Consider the following 16799-nt stretch of genomic DNA (forward strand, 5'->3'; position numbering starts at 1 on the left):
TCCGGTGACCGTGCGCCATGGTGGCCCCCTTTCACGCACCGGGGGAATGCCGGGCCGGCGTTGTACGGTCGCGTCGGCACTCAGGTCGACACCCCCGTGGTCGCCGTCCGGCCCGCGCTCCTCGCCTGCGCGCGCCCGGAGCGGGGCTTCACCGTGCGTCCCGCGCCGCGGCACCGCGCTGCGCGCCGGAGGAAAGCCTGGAGGCGGCCATCACCACCGTTTCCGACGTTCTGCGCGACCAAGACTCACCGGATATCGCGCTACCGGAGAGCGATAGGGAGCGGGCCGAGCCGGATGCGGTGAAGGGAATTCGCGTGGCGCATTTCCGGGAGAAAGCGCGCCGGTACGGATGCGCTTTCGAGGGCCGACGCGGGCCACAACTGGTGGACAGCGGGCGGCGTCGGCCCGCCGGGCCCCTGCCTTCCCCTTTGCCGACGGGGCATCTGCGTGAGGCGCGCGGTTGACTGCGGTTGACTAGGGTGCAGCCATGGAGATCTGGATCAACCCCGCCTGTTCCAAGTGCCGTTCCGCCGTGACCCTCCTCGACGCGGAGGGTGCGGAGTACACCGTGCGGCGCTATCTCGAAGAGCCGCCGAGCGCCCAGGAGCTGCGGGAGGTGCTGGAGCGGCTGACGCTGGAGCCGTGGGACATCACCCGCACCCAGGAGGCCGAGGCGAAGGAGCTCGGCCTCAAGGACTGGGGGCGTACGGCGGACGACCGCGAGCGGTGGATCGAGGCGCTGGCGGCGCACCCGCGGCTGATCCAGCGCCCGATCATCACCGCCGACGACGGATCGGCGCTGGTGGGGCGCAGCGAGGATGCCGTGCGTGACGCGCTGGCGCGGACCGGGGGCGGACGGACCCCCTGACGTCCGGCCCGCGAAGCGTGAACCGTTCGGGGCGCGTGCCCTAGAACGAGATGTGGTTGATCGTGCTCGCGATGGAGTTCAGGAACCTGTTGATCGACGGCGCCATGCCGGTCGAGGCGAGGAAGAAGCCGAAGAGTATGGCGACGAACGCCGGCCCGGCCTTGATCGCCTTCTGTCTGATCAGTACGACGAGGATGATCCCCAGCATCAGGACAACTGACAGCGAAAGAGCCACAACTGATCACACCCTCGGTCGGAACGCCTCACCGGCCCTGGGGCATGCCGCGCACACCCCCGACACCCATCGTGCCATCAACTCCCTGCCCATCGCAGGCGGGTGACGAATCATCGGCCAACGCTTTGCTCGTTCCCGATCGTTCATTCCGCGTCGCTTCCGGTCGGCCCGGCGGACCCTCGCACCCCGCCGGACCGGCCCGCAAAAGCCCCGCACCGCCACACAACGGGCCCCTCGTTAATGATTTGGTAATCTAAATATTGACCACTTCTTGACGCTGCCTTGACCTGGCGTGCGATCCAGTACGTGCTTGGGCTCACATCGGCGGCGCGTTGACGACCAGGAGGAACGGGCCCATCGGACACGCAGACACCCTGATCGCCATGGGCGGCGCCTTTCTCGCCGCCGCCGTCCTCGCCCGCCTCGGCGGCCGCATCGGACTCCCCACCATCCCCTTGTTCATCCTGGCCGGAATCCTGCTCGGCCCGCACACCCCCGGCATCGTGCTGGTCGCCGACCCGCACGACCTGGAGATGCTCTCCCTGCTCGGTCTGGTGCTGCTGCTCTTCTACCTGGGCCTGGAATTCCACGTCGACGACCTCAAGGCGGGCGGCCGTCGGATGGCGCTGGCCGGCGGCGCCTATCTGACGCTGAACGTGGGCGCCGGGCTCGGCTTCGGCTTCGCGCTCGGCTGGGGCACCTCCGAGGCGCTGGTGCTCGCCGGGGTGCTCGGCATCTCCTCGTCCGCGATCGTCACCAAGGTCCTGGTCGACACCGGGCGGCTGGGCAATCCGGAGACCAAGCCGATCCTCGGCATCATCGTCGTCGAGGACATCTTCCTGGCCCTGTATCTGGCCGCGTTGCAGCCGGTGCTCTCCGGGGCCGACTCGCTGGCCGCGGCGGCGCCGGCGGCCGGGAAGGCGTTCGGCTTCCTGCTGCTGCTCGCCGCGGCGGCCCGCTGGGGCACACGACTGGTCGGGCGACTGATCGCCACCAAGGACAGCGAACTGCTGGTGATCTCCTTCCTCGGCGCCGCGGTGCTGGTCGCCGGAGTCTCCGAGTGGTTCGGGGTCGCGGACGCCATCGGCGCGTTCATGGTGGGGCTGATGCTCGGCGGGACGAGTTCGGGGCCGCGGATCCGCAAACTGGTGCATCCGCTGCGGGACGCGTTCGGGGCGATCTTCTTCTTCGCGTTCGGGCTCTCCATCGACCCCGGCGACCTGCCGTCCGTCGTGTGGCCGGTGCTGATCGCGGTGGCGCTGACCCTGTTGATGAACGTGCTCGCGGGGCTGGCCGCGGCCCGGATCCACGGCTTCGGTGCCGGGCCGGCCGCGAACATCGCCACCGCGCTGCTGGCTCGCGGCGAGTTCGCGCTGATCCTGGCCACGATGGCGGCGGGCGCCGGACTCGACGAGCGGCTGGCCCCGTTCATCGCCGGCTATGTGCTGATCCTGGCCGTACTGGGCCCGTTGGCGGCCGGCCGCTCCGGGCTGCTGGCCCGGGTGCTGCCCGGCGGTGGTGCGGGGCGGGGCGCGCCGCCGGGGACCGCCCCGGAGGCCGAGCCGGCGGTCAGCCGTCCCGGGTGATCAGCAGCAGCGCCCGGTCGTCGTTGACGTCCTTGGCGACGGCCTCGATCAGATGCCAGGCGGCGCCGGCGAAGCCGCTGTGCACATAGCGCTCGGCCTCGCCGGTCAGCCGGTCCATGCCCTCGGCGATGTCGCGGTCGGCGGCCTCCACCAGGCCGTCGGTGAACAGCATCAGCACGTCGCCGGGGCGCAGCGTCCCCTTGACCGGGTCGAACTGGGCGCCGTCGTAGACCCCGAGCAGCGGGCCCTCCCCCGTCTTCTCCTCCCAGCGGCCGGTGCCCGCGCTGAGTTGGAGGCCGGGGAGGTGGCCCGCGGAGAACAGCTCGTAGTCGCCGGACTCCAGGTCGAGGACGAGGTGGACGGAGGTGGCGAAACCCTCGTCCCAGTCCTGGCGCAGCAGATAGCCGTTGGCGGCCGTGAGGAAGCCGTGCGGCGGCAGTGAGCCGAGCAGGCCGCCGAAGGCGCCGGACAGCAGCAGCGCCCGGGACGCCGCGTCCATGCCCTTGCCGGAGACGTCGGTGAGCACGACCTCCAGGATGTTGCCGCCCTGGGTGCGGGAGGCCACCACGAAGTCGCCGGAGAAGGACTGGCCGCCGGCCGGGCGGAGCGCCATCTCGTGGTGCCAGCCCTTGGGGAGCTTGGGCAGCGTGCTCTGCACCCGGATCCGTTCGCGCAGGTCGAAGAGCATGGTGCCGCCGCGCCGCCAGGGCACGCCGACCCGGCTGCGGAACTGCGCGACCAGCAGCCCGGAGAGCCCGACCGCGGCGACGACCAGGACCGTGCCCGGGGTGATCCGGTCCCGCCCCTGGTCGTACGGGCCGAACAGCGCCGCCTCGACGATCAGCGCGGCGGCGGAGGCGGCGTACAGGACCAGGAGGTTGGCCGGCCGCAGCAGCAGTCCGCCGGCGATGATCGGGAGGACCAGCGCGGTCGGCGCGATCCACTCCGGGTGCCAGAGGGTGCCGCCGGCGATGGCCGGGACGGCGACGAGGAGGGCGGCCAGCGCGACCCAGTCGGAGCCGTCGCCGCGGAAGTAGTCGACGCCGGCCTTGCGCATGCCGATGCGGGTCCGGTGCAGCCGTTTGTGCATCCGGGCCCTCAGGCTTTCCGCTCCCGCGCCGCGTGTCATTGTTCTGGGACCTTATCCACCCGTTCGGCGGCGCGTCGATTCGCCGCACGTCACCCCGGGGAATTGCCGGGAATTCGCGTTCGAAATGCGGTCGCGCGGCCGGAGGGCGGGCTGCTAGGGATGCCTCATGACGACAGAGTTGCAGCCGTTGCGGGATGCCGACTGGGATGCCTGGTACGACAAGCTGGACGTGGCGTTCGGCGGGGTCCCGGAGGAGCCGGAGAGGCGTGCGTGGTGGCGTGCCGTCACCGAGGTCGAGCGGGCTTTCGCGGTCCGGGACGGCGGCGAGATCGTCGGCACCGGCGGATCGTTCTCGTTCGGACTAACCGTGCCGGGCGGCGCGGAGCTGCCCGTGGCCGGGGTCACGCTGATCAGCGTGCAGCCCACCCACCGGCGGCGCGGGGTGCTGCGCTCGATGATGCGCCACCAGCTGACGGACGTCCACGCGCGCGGCGAGGCGCTGGCGGTGCTGACCGCCACGGAGCCGGCGATCTACGGGCGGTTCGGGTACGGCCCGGCCACCCAGGAGATGCGGATGACCGTGGACACGGTGCGGCTGGCCGCCCCGGACCTGCCGGGCGTGGCCGACGTCCGGCTGCGGCTGGTGGACCCGGCGGCCGCGGTGGCCGCGTGCGAGCGGGTCTATGCGCAACTGGTGCCGACCCGGCCGGGGATGCTGGCGCGCCGCCCCCACTGGGAGCGGCTGCCGGTGCTCGACCCGGAGAGCGAGCGGAACGGGGCCGGTCAACTCCAGTGCGTGCTGGCCGAGGTGGACGGCGAGGTGCGGGGGTACGCCCGGTATGCCGTCAAGCCCGATTGGGACCACACCGGGCCGCGCGGGGCGGTGCTGGTGCGCCACCTCGACGCGCTGGACCCGGTGGCCTACGCGGCGCTGTGGCGCTATCTGTTCGGGATCGACCTGACCGCGTCGGTGGTGGCGCGCGGCCGGCCGGTGGACGACCCGCTGCTGCACCTGGTGGCCGACCACCGGCGTTGCGACCTCGGGGTGCGGGAGGCGCTGTTCGTCCGGCCGGTGGACGTCGGGGCGGCGCTGGCGGCCCGGACGTACCGGCGGCCGGTGGACGTGGTGCTGGAGGTCGCGGACGACCTCTGCCCGTGGAACGCGGGGCGCTGGCGGCTGTCCGGCGACGAGCAGGGGGCGGTGTGCGAGCGGACCACCGACCCGGCCGAACTCACGCTGTCCGTGAGGGAGTTGGGTTCGGCCTATCTGGGCGGGTTCACGCTGTCTGCGCTGGCCGGGGCCGGCCGGGTGCGGGAGCTGCGGCCGGGGGCGCTGGCGGCGGTGTCGCCGGCGTTCGGGTCCGACCCGGCGCCGTGGCTGCCGCACGCGTTCTGACCGGTTGCGGCCGGGCCCGCCGGCGCCCTCAGGGGCGGGCGGCGGCGGGCTGGCACACGGGACACCAGAAGAGGTTGCGGGCGGCCAGGCCGGCGGTGCGGATCTCGCTGCCGCAGAGGTGGCAGGCGGCGCCGGTGCGGCGGTAGACGTAGACCTCGCCGCCGTGGTCGTCGACCCGGGGCGGGCGGCCCATGGCCTCCGGGGTGTGCTCGGGGCGGACGGTGTCGATCCGGTTGTTCCTCACGCCCTCCCGCATCAGGTCCACCAGGTCGGCCCAGACCGCGTCCCACTGGTCGCGGCGCAGGTCGCGGCCGGGGAGGTAGGGGTCGATGCCGTGCCGGAAGAGGACCTCGGCGCGATAGACGTTGCCGACGCCGGCGATCACCTTCTGGTCGAGCAGCAGCGCCGCGACGGTGGTGCGGCTGCGGGAGATCCGTCGCCAGGCGCCGGTGCCGTCGTCGTCCGGCCGCAGCGGGTCGGGGCCCAGCCGGTCGTGTATCGCCTGCTTCTCGGCGTCGGTGATCAGCGCGCAGGCGGTGGGGCCGCGCAGGTCGGCGTGGTGGTCGGCGCCGACCAGTCGCAGCCGGACGGTGTCGGTGGGCGGCGGGGGCGGGGTGGCGCCGAAGCCGAGCTTGCCGAAGAGGCCGAGGTGGATGTGGACCCAGCGGTCGGGGCCGAAGCCGAGGAAGAGGTGCTTGCCGTGCGCCTCGGCACTCTCCATGACCTGGCCGTCGATGAGCGCCGCGCCCTCGGCGAACTTGCCCTGCGGGCTGCTCGCCCGGACCGGGGCGCCCTCGAAGCGGTCCCGGTGGTCCAGCGCGAGGCGGTGGATGGTGTGCCCCTCGGGCATCGGGCGTCCTCCAGTGGGCGCGCCCGCTCCCCCTGGGCACAGGGCAGCGGGCAGCGCGGCGTCAGCCGCTCCGGTGAGTGGGGCCTCCCCGGCTCAAGCGGATTCGAGAGCGTGGGGAACGGCGCTCGCACCGGAGGGCGGCGGCGGTGCGGGGTCAGTCCTGCTGCGGGTGGTGGGCCGGGATCGGGGGGAGCTCGCCGGTGGTCTCGTAGCGGGAGAGCATCTCGATGCGGCGGGTGTGCCGTTCCTCACCCGAGTACGGGGTGGCGAGGAAGACCTCGACGAAGCGGGTGGCCTCCTCCTCGGTGTGCATCCGGCCGCCGACGGAGATGACGTTGGCGTTGTTGTGCTCGCGGCCGAGCGCGGCGGTCTGCTCGCTCCACGCCAGCGCGGCGCGGACGCCCTTGACCTTGTTGGCGGCGATCTGCTCGCCGTTGCCGGAGCCGCCGATCACGATGCCCAGGCTGTCCGGGTCGGCGGCGGTCTTCTCCGCGGCGCGCAGGCAGAACGGCGGGTAGTCGTCCTGGGCGTCGTAGATGTGGGGGCCGCAGTCGACGGGCTCGTGGCCATGGGCCTTGAGCCAGTCCACGAGGTGGTTCTTGAGGTCGAAGCCGGCATGATCGGAGCCGATGTACACGCGCATGGCATGAGTGTGGCATGCCGTTCTCGGGGTAGAGGCCACCGGGGCGCGGCCCGTCCTGTCGCCGCCGCCCGGCACTTCAGGCAACTCGCCAGTAACGACAACGATCCGGATTCGGCTCTTCCAAACGGTCGTTAACAACGTTCTAATGCCTGGGTTCGACACCGAGAACCACCGAAGGACGGTGCACATGGGCGCGCACCCGCCCCCAAGCTCTCAAGGAGCAGGGGGGACCCCCATCCCCCACGCGGTCCCCGCTGCCGGTGAACCCGGCAACGGCTCCGCGAACCGGCCGCCCGAAGGGCTCCAGGCCGGCCTCAAGAACCGCCATCTGTCCATGATCGCCATCGGCGGGGTCATCGGCGCCGGCCTGTTCGTCGGATCCGGAGCCGGCATCAACGCCGCCGGCCCGGGGATCCTCCTCTCGTACGCGCTGACCGGTCTGCTGGTCGTGCTGGTGATGCGGATGCTGGGCGAGATGGCCGCGGCCTCCCCCACCTCCGGTTCGTTCTCCGCGTACGCGGACCGGGCGCTGGGCCGCTGGGCGGGCTTCACCATCGGCTGGCTGTACTGGTTCTTCTGGTCGGTGGTGCTGGCGGTCGAGGCGACCGCCGCGGCGTCGATCCTGACCGGCTGGATACCGGCGGTGCCCCAGTGGGCCTGGGCGCTGCTGGTGATGATCGTGCTGACCGGCACCAACCTGGTGTCGGTGGGCTCGTTCGGCGAGTTCGAGTTCTGGTTCGCCGGGATCAAGGTCGTGGCGATCGTGATCTTCATCGTGGTCGGCGCGCTGGCGATCTTCGGGCTGCCGCCGGGGCACGACGCGGTGGGCACCGCGAACCTGATCGGACACGGCGGCTTCCTGCCGAAGGGGCCGGGCGCGATCCTCTCCGGGATGCTGCTGGTGGTCTTCTCCTTCATGGGCAGCGAGATCGTCACGCTGGCGGCGAGCGAGTCGCCGAACCCGGTGGTCGCCGTCCGCAAGGCCGTCAACAGCGTGATCTGGCGGATCGCGCTGTTCTACATCGGGTCGATCGCGGTGATCGTGACGCTGCTGCCATGGGACTCCCCGGAGGTGGCCAAGAGCCCGTACGTGGCGGTGCTGAAGTCGCTGCACATCCCGTACGTGGACGTGGTGATGGACGTCGTCGTGCTGACCGCGGTGCTGTCCTGTCTGAACTCCGGGCTCTACACGGCGTCCCGGATGGCGTTCTCGCTCGGTGAGCGCGGCGACGCGCCGAAGTCGTTCGCGACGGTCAACAAGGGCGGCGTCCCGGCGGTGGCGATCTGGGCGTCGGTGGCCTTCGGGTTCATCGCGACGATCTTCAGCTACACCTCGAAGGACACCATCTTCCAGTTCCTGCTGAACTCCTCGGGCGCGGTGGCGCTCTTCGTCTGGCTGGTGATCTGCGTCTCGCAGCTGCGGATGCGCCGGACCATCGAGCGGGAGACGCCGGAGCGGCTGACGGTGCGGATGTGGCTGTACCCGTGGCTGACCTACGCCACCATCGCGCTGATCGTCTTCGTCGTGGGCTACATGTTCTACGACAAGAACGGCCGGGAGCAGATGGTGCTGTCGGTGGTGGCGGCCGCGGTGGTGCTGGTGGCCGGGCTGGTGCTGCAGAAGCGGCGGCCCCGTGAGGCGCCGGAGCCGGCGGCGGCCGCGAAGGCGCCGGAGAAGGCGTAGCCGTCGCGGGCGCGCGACGCGCACGACGGGGCCCGCACCCTCGGTGGGTGCGGGCCCCGTCGGCGTTCTCCCGGGTGCTCAGCCGCGGCGGCCGGCCAGCTTCCAGGCGGTGGGCAGCGCGCCCATGGCCAGGGCGATCTTGAGGGCGTCGCCGATCAGGAACGGCACCATGCCGACGGCGACGGCCCGGTCGAGGGGCATCCCCGTGCTGAGCGCGAGGTAGGGGACGCCGATCGCGTAGATGACGGCGTTGCCGGCGAGCATCGTGGCGGCGGTGCGGAGCATCCCGCGGTCGCCGCCGCGGCGGGCCAGCGCGCCCACGGCGGTGGCGGCGAGCAGCATGCCGAGGACGTAGCCGAAGGTGGCGCCGCCGGCGCCGCCGGCGCCGCCGGCGAACCACGGCATGCCGGCGATGCCCGCCAGGGCGTAGAGCGCCAGCGACAGCAGCCCGCGGCGGGCGCCGAGCGAGGCGCCCACCAGGAGGGCGGCGAAGGTCTGGCCGGTGACCGGGACCGGGGAGCCGGGGACCGGGAGCGCGATCTGGGCCGCGATGCCGGTGATCACGGCGCCGCCGGCGACCAGCGCGACGTCGCGGACGCGGGCGCGGGTGGCGGTGGCGGCCGGCAGCAGGTCGGCGAGGACCGCTCCAGGCAGGAGGGTGGGGGCGACTGTGCTCATCAGGGGACTCCGCTGGTGTGTGGCGGATCCGGGGGTGGATCCGGCGGGACGTGATGACGTTAGTTCAGGGGGACGGCGGCGATCACGCGCGAGCGGTGACAAAGCCGTGCCGGCCCGCTTGGGGAGTTCCGGACAACCGCCACCCTGCCGGAGCCCGTCGGGCCGTGGGGCGTCTTCGCAGGTCACGTGATGCTCGTCACGGACCGGACGCCCGCATGGGGCCGGTTTTGTGCTAGTCGGGGCCGGCCGGGGACACTGGGACGGCTCCGTGGTGACCTGTGGAGTTCCCCCAAACCGGGCGGCGATCCCGCCCTTGCGCCCCTTGCGAGAGTACGAGCCCATGCACGACGCACTGCCGCCCCTGGCCGAGAAGGTCGAGAAGGTCGAGAAGGAGCCGTTGTCCGGGGGGCTCAAGCAGCGCCACCTGACGATGCTGGGGCTGGGCGGGGTGATCGGTGCGGGGCTGTTCGTCGGCTCCGGGGCGGGCATCGCGGTGGCCGGGCCGGGGATCGTGCTGTCCTATCTGATCGCCGGTGCGCTGGCGATGCTGGTCATGCGGATGCTCGGGGAGATGTCGGCGGCGATGCCGGCCTCCGGGGCGTTCTCGGTGCACGCCGAGCGGGCGCTGGGACGTTGGGCCGGCTTCAGCGTGGGGTGGCTGTACTGGTTCCTGCTCGTGGTGGTGCTGGCGGTGGAGGCCACCGGGGCGGCGCAGATCGCACACGGCTGGGCGCCGGCGGTGCCGCAGTGGGGCTGGGTGCTGATCTTCATGGTCGTCTTCACCGTCGCGAATCTGGCCGCGGTGAAGAACTTCGGCGAGTTCGAGTTCTGGTTCGCCGCCCTGAAGGTCGCCGCGATCGTGCTGTTCCTGGCGCTGACGCTGCTGGCGGTCTTCGGGTTGCTGCCCGCTGCATCGACCTACTCGGGCCAGCCGGTCGGGCTGACCAACCTCACCGGGCACGGCGGGTTCCTGCCGCACGGCTGGTCCGGGGTGGTCTCGGGGGTGCTGGCCGTGGTGTTCGCGTTCGGCGGGCTGGAGGTGGTCACCATCGCGGCGGCCGAGTCGGACGACCCGGCGCGGGCGGTGGGCCGGGCGGTGCGCAGCGCGGTGTGGCGGATCCTCTTCTTCTACGTGGGCTCGATGCTGGTCATCGTCACCGTGCTGCCCTGGTCGTCGATGCAGCCGGGCAAGAGCCCGTACGTGATGGTGCTGGACCACATCGGGGTGCCGGGCGCCGGGCAGATCATGAACATCGTGGTGTTCGTGGCGCTGCTGTCGGCGCTGAACGCCAATCTCTACGGTTCGTCGCGGATGGTGTTCTCGCTGGCCGAGCGCGGCGAGGCGCCGCGCGGGCTGCTGAAGGTGTCGGGCGGAGGGGTGCCGCGCCGGGCGGTGCTGGCCTCGGTGGCGTTCGGCTTCGTCTCGGTGCTGCTCAATCTCAAGTGGCCGGATTCGGTCTTCCTCTACTTGCTCAACGCGGTCGGTGCGGTGCTGCTGTTCGTCTGGGGGTTGATCGCCGTCTCCCAGCTGCGGCTGCGGCCCCGGATCGAACGGGAGGCGCCGGAGCGGCTGATCCTGCGGATGTGGGCGTTCCCCTATCTGACGTGGCTGGCGCTGGCGGCGATGGGCGCGGTGATCGTGCTGATGCTGACCGATGCCACGGCCCGGCCGCAGCTGCTGTGGTCGGCCGGCGCGACCGCGTTGGTGCTGATGGTGGCCGGTGCGCGGGAGCTGAGGGCGCGTCGGGCGCGGGCCTGAGGAGCGCCGTCGCGCGGCGGTGCGGCCGGGGCCGCCGGGGCAACTCCCGGGCCCACCGGCCACATTGAGACGTACCTCACATCTCGTCGCATTCGACGATCTATCAGGCACGCTCGGTCACGATCGCGTCTGAATACCGAACAATCGCTGCACGACTGTTGCCCTGAGCGGACAGCGACGCTCAGACTGAGCCAGCTTTGCCGAGGACACCGGAGTTGAGCCGTCCTGCGGCCCCGGGAGACCGCAGTATCGCCCCGCCCGCATCTCACCCACTGGGACAGGTACGACATGAATCGGACACCCCCGTCCGCCGGTGCGCAGACCGCCGCGGCCCCGGGCACCGGCCAGGACGGCGGCACGCTGTCACACGGCCTCAAGCAACGCCACCTCTCGATGATCGCCCTCGGCGGGGTGATCGGCGCGGGGCTGTTCGTCGGTTCCCGCGAGGGCATCGCGGCGGCCGGCCCGTCGATCGTGCTGGCCTATGCCGTCTCCGGTGCGCTGGTCATGCTGATCATGCGGATGCTCGGCGAGATGTCCGCGGCCCGGCCGTCCTCCGGCTCCTTCTCGGTGCACGCCGAGCGGTCCATCGGTTCCTGGGCCGGCTTCACCGTGGGCTGGATGTTCACCGCGCTGCTGTGCGTGGCGGTGGCGGCCGAGGCGCTGGGCGCCGCGGACGTGCTGCACCAGTGGTTCCCCTCCACCGAGCCGTGGATGTGGGTACTGCTGATCATGATCGTCTTCACCGCGACCAACCTGACCGCGGTCGGCAACTTCGGTGAGTTCGAGTTCTGGTTCGCCGCCCTGAAGGTCGCCGCGATCGCCCTGTTCCTGATCCTGGGCGTGCTGGCCATCTTCGGCCTGCTGCCCGGCACCTCGGCGCCCGGCACCGCGCACCTGACCGGCGACGGCGGCTTCCTGCCCAAGGGCGTGGACGGCCTGATGGTCGGTCTGCTGGCGTCGGTGTTCGCGTACGGCGGTCTGGAGACGGTGACCATCGCGGCGGCCGAGTCCAAGGACCCGGCCCGCGGCGTGGCCCGCGCGGTGCGCACCGCGATGTGGCGGATCGCGCTGTTCTACGTCGGCTCGATGGCGATCATCGTCACCGTCATCCCCTGGAGCGCGCCGTCGATCGCCAAGAGCGGCCCGTACGTGGCGGTGCTGGACTACCTCAAGATCCCGGCGGCCGGCCAGATCATGAACGTGGTCATCCTGGTCGCCCTGCTCTCCGCGGTGAACGCCAACATCTACGGCTCCTCGCGGATGGCGTACTCGCTGATCGCCCGCGGCCAGGGCCCGGCCGTCCTGGGCAAGGTGAGCGGCGGGGTGCCGCGCCGGACGGTGCTGCTGTGCGCCGCGTTCGGGTTCCTCGCGGTGCTCTTCAGCTTCTGGTGGCCGACCACCGTCTTCCAGTGGCTGCTGAACATGGTCGGCGCCGCGGTCCTGGTGGTCTGGGGCTTCATCGCCGTCGCCCAGCTGCGCACCCGGCGGCAGTTGGAGCGCGAGGCGCCCGAGAAGCTGATCGTGAAGATGTGGGCCTTCCCGTACCTCACGTGGGTGGCGCTGGCCGGGATCGCCGCGGTGCTGGTGCTGATGCTGCGCGACGACAACCAGCGGATCCAGCTGCTGTTCACCGGCGGCTTCGGCGTGGTGCTGACGATCGTCGCGCTCATCCGGCAGCGGGCGCTGAGCAACCGGTAGTTCTCCTTACGGACCCCTTTCAGGCGGGGCGGGACCTCCTTCCGAGGTCCCGCCCCGCCTCCGTCTTTGGAACCAGGAAGCCCGCCATGGCCGGCCCGTGATCACACCTGCTGATAGCGTGCTCTTGCACATTAATTGCAACTACAGCGATTACGCAGCTTGGAGGCGGGGTCGACATGGCGACCTACACACTTCCGGAACTCCCCTACGACTACTCGGCGCTGGCGCCGGTCATCAGCCCCGAGATCATCGAGCTGCACCACGACAAGCACCACGCGGCGTACGTGAAGGGCGCCAACGACACCCTTGAGCAGCTCGCCGAGGCGCGCGACAAGGACCAGTGGGGCAACATCAACGGCCTGGAGAAGAACCTCGCGTTCCACCTCTCCGGCCACATCCTGCACAGCATCTACTGGCACAACATGACCGGCGACGGTGGCGGCGAGCCGCTGGAGGCGGACGGCGTGGGCGAGCTGGCCGACGCCATCGCCGAGAGCTTCGGCTCGTTCGCCAAGTTCAAGGCGCAGCTGTCCAAGGCGTCGGCGACCACGCAGGGCTCCGGCTGGGGCGTCCTGGCCTACGAGCCGGTGACCGGCCGCCTCATCGTCGAGCAGATCTACGACCACCAGGGCAACGTCGGCCAGGGCTCGGTGCCGATCCTGGTCTTCGACGCCTGGGAGCACGCCTTCTACCTGCAGTACAAGAACCAGAAGGTGGACTTCATCGAGGCCATGTGGAACGTCGTGAACTGGCAGGACGTGGCCAAGCGGTACGCCTCCGCCAAGGAGCGTGCGAACAACCTGCTGCTGGCGCCGTGACCCGGTAGCCGGCCGAGGCGTCCTGCCTCGTGATCGTCTTCTCACCTTTCACTTGGCAGGCGGAAGAGAACGAAGCCCCCACGAGGACGTGACTCGTGGGGGCTTCGTGCGTACCGGCCGGGGCGGCGGGCCGACGGTCAGTCGAACTGCGGGGCCTGCGTCCGCGTCCGCTTGATCTCGAAGAACCCGGGGATGGACGCGACCATCAGCGTGCCGTCCCACAGCTTGGCGGCCTGCTCACCCTTGGGCGCCGGGGTGACGACCGGACCGAAGAAGGCAATCTGGTCACCGTCCGGCCCCGGAACCGCGATCACCGGGGTGCCGACCTCCTGGCCGACCAGGTCGATGCCCTCCTTGTGGGAGGCGCGCAGCTCGGCGTCGTAGGTGTCCTTGTCGGCGTAGTCGATCAGGTCGGCGGGCAGGCCGGCGTCGGCCAGGGCGGCCGCGATGGCCTCCCGGGTGACGCCCTCACCGGCGTTGTGGATGCGGGTGCCGAGCGCGGTGTAGAGCTTGCCGACGACCTCGTCACCGTGCAGCTGCTGGGCGGCGATCACCACCCGGACCGGGCCCCACGCCTTGCCGCCCGGGCGCATGTTCTCCGCGTACTGCGCGGGCAGTTCGTCGAGTTTGTTCTCGTTCAGCACGGCCAGGCTCATCACGTGCCAGCGCACCTGGACCGGGCGGACCTTCTCCACCTCCAGCATCCAGCGGGAGGTCAGCCACGCCCAGGGGCACAGCGGGTCGAACCAGAAGTCGGCTGGGGTCTTCACGGGCTCGGACACGGGGTCTCCTCTTGAGGGCTTCGACGGCGTCGTTCCGTGCACGCTTCAACCGACGGCATGCGTGCCATGATTCCCCGTGTTCGATATCCGAGACGAGGGCGAGGGAGGCACACGGTGCCAGGTGAGAATCTGTCCCGGGAAGAGGCACGTGAGCGGGGCCGGCTGCTGACGGTCGACGGTTACGACGTGGCGCTGGACGTCCGCTCAGCGGTCGCCGGGGGCGCGGACGCGGCCACCTTCCGCTCCCAGACGACGATCCGCTTCCGGTGCGCCGAACCCGGCGCGACGAGCTTCGCGGACCTCCTGGCGCCCTCGGTCGGCGCGGTCACCCTCAACGGCCGCGCGCTGGACCCGGCCGAGGTCTTCGACGGCACCCGGATCGCGCTGACCGACCTGGCCGCCGAGAACATCCTCGTCGTCGACGCGCAGTGCGCCTACAGCCGCACCGGCGAGGGCCTGCACCGCTTCGTCGACCCCGAGGACGGCGAGGTCTACCTCTACACCCAGTACGAGCCCGCCGACTCCCGCCGGGTCTTCGCCAACTTCGAACAGCCCGACCTGAAGGCCCCGTTCACCTTCGAGGTCACCGCGCCCGAGGGCTGGCTGGTGCTCAGCAACGGCGCCCAGGAGGGCCCCGCCGAGGCGGGTATGCACCGCTTCGCCACCACTCAGCCGATCTCCACGTACATCACCGCCGTGGTCGCCGGGCCGTACCACTACGTCACCGACACCTACCGCCGCGCCTTCCAGGACGGCAGCGAGCTGGAGATCCCGCTCGGCGCGCTGTGCCGCAAGGGGCTGGCCCGGCACTTCGACGCGGACGACATCTTCACCGTCACCAAGCAGGGCCTGGACTTCTTCCACGACCACTTCGACTTCCCCTACCCGTTCGGGAAGTACGACCAGGCGTTCGTGCCGGAGTACAACCTCGGCGCGATGGAGAACCCCGGCTGCGTCACCTTCCGCGAGGAGTTCATCTTCCGCGGCAAGGTCACCGAGGCGTCCTACGAGCGCCGGGCCAACGTCATCCTGCACGAGATGGCGCACATGTGGTTCGGCGACCTGGTCACCATGCACTGGTGGGACGACCTGTGGCTCAAGGAGTCCTACGCCGACTTCATGGGCAGCTTCGCGCAGGTCGGCGCGACCCGCTTCACGGACGGCTGGATCACCTTCGCCAACCGCCGCAAGTCCTGGGCGTACCGGGCCGACCAACTTCCCTCCACCCACCCGATCACCGCCGACATCCGCGACCTGGAGGACGCCAAGCTCAACTTCGACGGCATCACCTACGCCAAGGGCGCCAGCGTCCTCAAGCAGCTGGTGGCGTACGTCGGCCAGGACGCGTTCCTGGAGGGCGCCCGGCGCTACTTCAAGCGGCACGCCTACGGCAACACCCGGCTCGCGGACCTGCTGGCGGTGCTGGAGGAGACCTCCGGGCGGGACCTGGCGGCCTGGTCGCGCGCCTGGCTGGAGACGGCCGGCGTCAACTCCCTCACCCCGCAGGTCACTTACGACGCCCAGGACCGGATCACCGAGCTGAGCATCCTCCAGGAGGCGTCGCCCGAACAGCCCGAGCTGCGCCCGCACCGGGTCGCGGTGGGCCTGTACCGCCGTCTCGACGCGGACTCCGCGCTGGTCCGCTACGCCCGCGCCGAGGTGGACGTGGCCGGGCCGCGGACGGCGGTGCCGGAGCTGGCCGGCGTCGAGCGGCCGGAGCTGGTCCTGGTCAACGACGAGGACCTGACGTACTGCAAGACCCGCTTCGACGAGGGCTCGCTGGCCACCCTGCGGGCCCGGCTCGGCGATCTGACCGACCCCCTGGCGCGGGCGCTGTGCTGGGCCGCGGTGTGGGGGCTGACCCGGGACGGGCTGATGCCGGCCCGTGACTTCCTGGCGCTGGTGCGGCGGTTCGCCGGCGCGGAGACCGTCGTCGGGGTGCTCCAGTCGGTGCTCGGCCAGGCGGAGGCCGCGCTGGAGCACTACGTGGCGCCGGAGTACCGCGAACGGGCCGCCCGCGAGCTGGCCGAGGGCGCGCTGCGCGAGCTGCGGCTGGCCGAGCCGGGCAGCGGCCACCAGCTGAGCTGGGCCCGGCACTTCGCCGCGGTGGCCACCACCGCGGCCGACCTCCAGCTGCTCCAGGGGCTGCTGAACGGCACCGCGAAGGTCGACGGACTGGCCGTGGACCAGGAGCTGCGCTGGGCGTTCCTGCTGCCGCTGGCCACCCACGGGGTCGCCGACGAGGCGGCGATCGGCGCCGAACTGGCCCGCGACGACACCGCGTCCGGCAAGCGGCACCAGGTCCGCTGCCTGGCCGCCCGCCCCGCCGCCGAGGTCAAGGCGGCGGCCTGGGCCGACGTGGTGGAGTCCGACGCGCTCTCCAACGCCCTGGTGGAGGCGACCCTCAGCGGCTTCGCGCAGCCCTCGCAACGGGAGCTGCTGACGCCGTACGCGCCGCGCTACTTCACCGTGATCGAGCAGATCTGGCGGGAGCGCTCCATCGAGATCGGGATGTCGGTGGTGCGCGGGCTGTTCCCGTCCTGGCAGGTGGACCGGGCCACGCTGGACGCCGCGGACGCCTGGCTGGCGGAGCGCCCCGAGGCGGCGCCCGCGCTGCGCCGCCTGGTGCTGGAGGAGCGGGACGACCTGGGGCGGGCGCTGCGTGCACAGGCTTGTGACGAGGCGGCCGGCCCCAGGCCGTAACCCGGG

14 protein-coding genes are annotated in these 16799 nt (G+C 71.5%); 8 read left to right on the plus strand and 6 right to left on the minus strand.

The genetic code is table 11. The features are described 5' to 3' along the window. Nucleotides 1-487: 487 nt before the first annotated feature. Nucleotides 488-868: an arsenate reductase family protein gene (locus tag JNO44_RS16715; protein WP_073442259.1), complete on the plus strand. Its 381-nt coding sequence runs from the start codon at nt 488-490 to the stop codon at nt 866-868. A gap of 40 nt (nt 869-908) precedes the next feature. Here the strand turns inward: JNO44_RS16715 and JNO44_RS16720 are convergent, their stop codons facing one another. Then, nucleotides 909-1103, minus strand: coding sequence for a hypothetical protein (locus JNO44_RS16720; protein ID WP_039636401.1), 195 nt, complete (start codon nt 1101-1103; stop codon nt 909-911). Nucleotides 1104-1486: 383 nt separating this feature from the next. Between JNO44_RS16720 and JNO44_RS16725 the strand changes: the two genes are divergently transcribed. Continuing rightward, nucleotides 1487-2689: a cation:proton antiporter gene (locus tag JNO44_RS16725; protein ID WP_205364976.1), complete on the plus strand. Its 1203-nt coding sequence runs from the start codon at nt 1487-1489 to the stop codon at nt 2687-2689. Here JNO44_RS16725 and JNO44_RS16730 read toward each other — a convergent pair. Beyond that, on the minus strand, nt 2673-3818 hold the full coding sequence (locus tag JNO44_RS16730; protein ID WP_067351581.1) for a PP2C family protein-serine/threonine phosphatase: 1146 nt from the start codon (nt 3816-3818) through the stop codon (nt 2673-2675). The genes JNO44_RS16725 and JNO44_RS16730 overlap by 17 nt on opposite strands. Nucleotides 3819-3945: 127 nt before the next feature. On the opposite strand from JNO44_RS16730, the gene JNO44_RS16735 reads away from it, so the two are divergent. Then, nucleotides 3946-5175 carry a GNAT family N-acetyltransferase gene (locus JNO44_RS16735; RefSeq protein ID WP_205364977.1) on the plus strand — a complete coding sequence of 410 codons (1230 nt, stop codon included), beginning with the start codon at nt 3946-3948 and terminating at the stop codon, nt 5173-5175. A gap of 28 nt (nt 5176-5203) precedes the next feature. Here the strand turns inward: JNO44_RS16735 and JNO44_RS16740 are convergent, their stop codons facing one another. Both JNO44_RS16740 and JNO44_RS16745 read right to left on the minus strand, forming a co-directional pair. Continuing rightward, a complete protein-coding gene (locus JNO44_RS16740) occupies nt 5204-6025 on the minus strand; it encodes an Fpg/Nei family DNA glycosylase (protein WP_205364978.1) in 822 nt (273 codons plus the stop codon). A 154-nt stretch (nt 6026-6179) separates the two neighbouring features. Continuing rightward, on the minus strand, nt 6180-6668 hold the full coding sequence (locus JNO44_RS16745) for a ribose-5-phosphate isomerase (RefSeq protein ID WP_205364979.1): 489 nt from the start codon (nt 6666-6668) through the stop codon (nt 6180-6182). A gap of 187 nt (nt 6669-6855) precedes the next feature. On the opposite strand from JNO44_RS16745, the gene JNO44_RS16750 reads away from it, so the two are divergent. After that, nucleotides 6856-8352, plus strand: a complete 1497-nt coding sequence (locus tag JNO44_RS16750; RefSeq protein WP_205364980.1) for an amino acid permease — start codon at nt 6856-6858, stop codon at nt 8350-8352. 78 nt (nt 8353-8430) lie between these two features. Here JNO44_RS16750 and JNO44_RS16755 read toward each other — a convergent pair whose 3' ends face one another. After that, nucleotides 8431-9030: a biotin transporter BioY gene (locus JNO44_RS16755; protein ID WP_205364981.1), complete on the minus strand. Its 600-nt coding sequence runs from the start codon at nt 9028-9030 to the stop codon at nt 8431-8433. A 340-nt stretch (nt 9031-9370) separates the two neighbouring features. Here JNO44_RS16755 and JNO44_RS16760 point away from each other — a divergent pair, with 340 nt between their 5' ends. The 3 genes from JNO44_RS16760 (at nt 9371) to JNO44_RS16770 (ending at nt 13308) form a co-directional block, all read left to right on the plus strand. After that, a complete protein-coding gene (locus tag JNO44_RS16760; RefSeq protein ID WP_205364983.1) occupies nt 9371-10789 on the plus strand; it encodes an amino acid permease in 1419 nt (472 codons plus the stop codon). A gap of 288 nt (nt 10790-11077) precedes the next feature. Next, nucleotides 11078-12490 (plus strand): amino acid permease, encoded by a 1413-nt coding sequence (locus tag JNO44_RS16765; RefSeq protein WP_205364984.1) that lies wholly within the window; start codon nt 11078-11080, stop codon nt 12488-12490. 176 nt (nt 12491-12666) lie between these two features. Continuing rightward, on the plus strand, nt 12667-13308 hold the full coding sequence (locus JNO44_RS16770; RefSeq protein ID WP_073442268.1) for a superoxide dismutase: 642 nt from the start codon (nt 12667-12669) through the stop codon (nt 13306-13308). A gap of 137 nt (nt 13309-13445) precedes the next feature. Here JNO44_RS16770 and JNO44_RS16775 read toward each other — a convergent pair whose 3' ends face one another. Next, nucleotides 13446-14090 (minus strand): DsbA family protein, encoded by a 645-nt coding sequence (locus JNO44_RS16775; protein ID WP_205364985.1) that lies wholly within the window; start codon nt 14088-14090, stop codon nt 13446-13448. Between the two features lie 114 nt (nt 14091-14204). Between JNO44_RS16775 and pepN the strand changes: the two genes are divergently transcribed. Then, complete coding sequence (gene pepN, locus JNO44_RS16780) at nt 14205-16793, plus strand: aminopeptidase N (protein WP_205364986.1); 2589 nt, start codon at nt 14205-14207, stop codon at nt 16791-16793. The last annotated feature ends 6 nt before the right edge of the window (nt 16794-16799 follow it).

The sequence above is a fragment of the Streptomyces noursei genome (assembly GCF_016917755.1).
In the GTDB taxonomy this organism is placed as follows: Bacteria; Actinomycetota; Actinomycetes; order Streptomycetales; family Streptomycetaceae; genus Streptomyces; species Streptomyces yunnanensis.

Bases quoted from the DNA above. Each gene is read 5' to 3' on its own strand.
- JNO44_RS16715 (WP_073442259.1), top strand. From the start codon at position 488: ATGGAGATCTGGATCAACCCCGCCTGTTCCAAGTGCCGTTCCGCCGTG.
- JNO44_RS16725 (WP_205364976.1), top strand. From the start codon at position 1,487: ATGGGCGGCGCCTTTCTCGCCGCCGCCGTCCTCGCCCGCCTCGGCGGC.
- JNO44_RS16730 (WP_067351581.1), bottom strand. From the start codon at position 3,818: ATGACACGCGGCGCGGGAGCGGAAAGCCTGAGGGCCCGGATGCACAAA.
- JNO44_RS16735 (WP_205364977.1), top strand. From the start codon at position 3,946: ATGACGACAGAGTTGCAGCCGTTGCGGGATGCCGACTGGGATGCCTGG.
- JNO44_RS16740 (WP_205364978.1), bottom strand. From the start codon at position 6,025: ATGCCCGAGGGGCACACCATCCACCGCCTCGCGCTGGACCACCGGGAC.
- JNO44_RS16745 (WP_205364979.1), bottom strand. From the start codon at position 6,668: ATGCGCGTGTACATCGGCTCCGATCATGCCGGCTTCGACCTCAAGAAC.
- JNO44_RS16750 (WP_205364980.1), top strand. From the start codon at position 6,856: ATGGGCGCGCACCCGCCCCCAAGCTCTCAAGGAGCAGGGGGGACCCCC.
- JNO44_RS16755 (WP_205364981.1), bottom strand. From the start codon at position 9,030: ATGAGCACAGTCGCCCCCACCCTCCTGCCTGGAGCGGTCCTCGCCGAC.
- JNO44_RS16760 (WP_205364983.1), top strand. From the start codon at position 9,371: ATGCACGACGCACTGCCGCCCCTGGCCGAGAAGGTCGAGAAGGTCGAG.
- JNO44_RS16765 (WP_205364984.1), top strand. From the start codon at position 11,078: ATGAATCGGACACCCCCGTCCGCCGGTGCGCAGACCGCCGCGGCCCCG.
- JNO44_RS16770 (WP_073442268.1), top strand. From the start codon at position 12,667: ATGGCGACCTACACACTTCCGGAACTCCCCTACGACTACTCGGCGCTG.